Annotated in this window: 3 protein-coding genes; 1 reads left to right on the top strand and 2 read right to left on the bottom strand. The window is 69.7% G+C overall.

What is annotated here, in order from left to right; translation table 11 throughout:
• Positions 1 to 196 precede the first annotated feature (196 nt).
• Positions 197 to 796 (top strand): hypothetical protein, encoded by a 600-nt coding sequence (locus LOY02_RS15965; RefSeq protein WP_317183357.1) that lies wholly within the window; start codon positions 197 to 199, stop codon positions 794 to 796.
• A gap of 129 nt (positions 797 to 925) precedes the next feature.
• On the opposite strand, the gene rplQ is transcribed toward LOY02_RS15965, so the two are convergent.
• The gene (gene rplQ, locus LOY02_RS15960; protein WP_317183356.1) at positions 926 to 1,702 is read right to left on the bottom strand and encodes a 50S ribosomal protein L17; all 777 of its coding nucleotides are present in this window, start codon (positions 1,700 to 1,702) and stop codon (positions 926 to 928) included.
• A gap of 80 nt (positions 1,703 to 1,782) precedes the next feature.
• Positions 1,783 to 2,195, bottom strand: a 413-nt coding sequence (locus LOY02_RS15955) for a DNA-directed RNA polymerase subunit alpha C-terminal domain-containing protein (protein ID WP_317183355.1), incomplete at its 5' end; no start/stop codon positions are given.

Genomic DNA, 2,195 nt, shown 5'->3' with positions numbered 1-2,195 from the left:
GGCACCAGCAGCAGCGCACCTCGACGCGACAACGGTTGCACCGGGTCATTGTGCCGCACGCAGCGCGAAATCCGGCGAGCCGAGTGCGGCTGGTCAACCCCGCAGCTCCCCGGGCCGTCTTCACTGCATGGGCCGAGCACGAGCTCGACCCGAGAACCCGGGCCGGAGAACCGGACCCGAGAAGGGGGACCATCCCATGCGAAACGTCATCCGTCGCACGGCCCTGGGTATCGCGGCCGCAGCCCTCATCATCCCGGCGGCCACGTCCGTCGCGGCCCCCACGGTGCCCGCAGCCGCCAACACGGTGCCCGCAGCCGCCATCACTGCGAGCACCTCGACCACCTCGAGCACCGCGTACTGCGGCATCTCCTGGGGCTCGCTGGCGAAGACGTCGAGCCCGCTCTGGAGCGGTGCGGTTGCGGGCGTGCGCTACGGCCGGCACACGTGCTACGACCGGCTCGTCTTCGACGTCTCCACGGGAGTCGGCAAGCTCGGCTACCGGGTCCGCTACGTCACCTCCGTGACGAGTCCCGGCAGCGGGCTGCCCGTCGCCGTCAGGGGCGGGGCGAAGCTCCAGATCACCGTCAACGCTCCGGCACGGATACGGATCCCGTCGAGCGGCACCGTCACCTTCACCGACTGGCGAACCTTCCGCCAGCTCACGTGGGTCGGCAGCTTCGAGGGTTACACCGACTTTGGGCTCGGAGTCCGTGCTCGCCTGCCGATGCGGACGTTCGTGCTCGACAATGGCGACGGCAGCAAGCGGCTCGTCGTCGACATCGCCCACCGCTGGTGACCAGGGAGGCGAGGCGCCCGACCCCGCCCCGAACAGCATCGAGTGTGCAGGTTCTGCCCGCCGCGGCGAGACCGCTGCGCGGGCAGAAGGTGCACACTCGATGTGATCGGCCGGCGTGACCAGCCAGGGTCAGTCCGAAGATCCGGCCTTCTTGAAGCCGGCCGCCTCGGCGTCCTCGGCCGACTTGAACCAGAACTCGGCCTGGGTCTGCTCGTACCACTGGCCATCAGGCTCGTGGTAGAGACCCGACGACGCGTTGCCCTTGACCGTGTAGCCCTCGGGGGCAGAGCCGTCCTCGTTGGCCGGAGCGGCGCCCTCGGGCAGCTCGATGTCCGGGGTGTCCGCGAGCGAGGCCGCCTCGGTCGCATCGCTGTCCGTGGACTCGACCTCGTCCGACGCCTCGGTCAGGGTCAGGTCCTCGGCCTCCTCGGCCTTCTTGTCCTTCTCAGCGGCCTTGGTCGCAGCGGCAGCCTTCTTGGCCTCGCCCTGCTTGGCCGCACGCTTGGTTGCGGACTCGGCCTCCTTGACCGTCGCCTTCTTCGCCGAGAGCGGCTCGCGGACGAGCTCGACGACGACCATCGGGGCGTTGTCACCCTTGCGCGGGCCGATCTTGGTGATCCGGGTGTAGCCGCCTTGGCGCTGTGCCATGTCCGGCGCGATCTCCGCGAAGAGGCGGTGGACGACGCCCTTGTCACGCACGACGGTGAGGACGCGGCGACGCGCAGAGAGGTCGCCTCGCTTGGCGAAGGTGATGAGGCGCTCGGCGAGCGGGCGCAGGCGCTTGGCCTTGGCCTCCGTGGTCGTGATGCGGTCGTGCTCGAAGAGCGACGTCGCGAGGTTGGCGAGGATCAGCCGCTCGTGAGCGGGACCGCCGCCGACGCGGGGACCCTTGGTGGGGGTGGGCATTGGTTTCTCCTAGAAGGGGTCTGACCAGGCCGCTGTCGACCGTCCGGGTGGACGCCGGCGCAGCTCGGTCAAGCGGTTGGTCAGAGCTGCTCGTCCTCGACGAAGGACTGGTCGTCGTTGTAGTCCTCGTCGCCGTAGCCGTCGACGAGCGCCGACGGGTCGAACCCGGGCGGGCTGTCCTTGAGCGCCAGACCCATGCCGACCAGCTTGGCCTTGACCTCGTCGATCGACTTGGCGCCGAAGTTGCGGATGTCGAGCAGGTCGGCCTCACTGCGAGCCACGAGCTCACCCACGGTGTGGATGCCCTCGCGCTTGAGGCAGTTGTAGGAGCGAACCGTGAGGTCCAGGTCCTCGATCGGCAGCGCGAGGTCGGCGGCGAGGGCGGCGTCGGTGGGCGACGGGCCCATGTCGATGCCTTCGGCCTCGACGTTGAGCTCGCGGGCCAGGCCGAAGAGCTCGACGAGCGTCTTGCCGGCCGACGCCATGGCGTCGC

The sequence above is a fragment of the Intrasporangium sp. genome (genome assembly GCF_032907665.1).
Lineage (GTDB): Bacteria > Actinomycetota > Actinomycetes > Actinomycetales > Dermatophilaceae > Intrasporangium.
This window is presented reverse-complemented; position numbering and strand designations above follow the sequence as displayed.

Coding starts and splice junctions, on each gene's coding strand:
- LOY02_RS15965 (WP_317183357.1), top strand. CDS start 197: ATGCGAAACGTCATCCGTCGCACGGCCCTGGGTATCGCGGCCGCAGCC.
- rplQ (WP_317183356.1), bottom strand. CDS start 1,702: ATGCCCACCCCCACCAAGGGTCCCCGCGTCGGCGGCGGTCCCGCTCAC.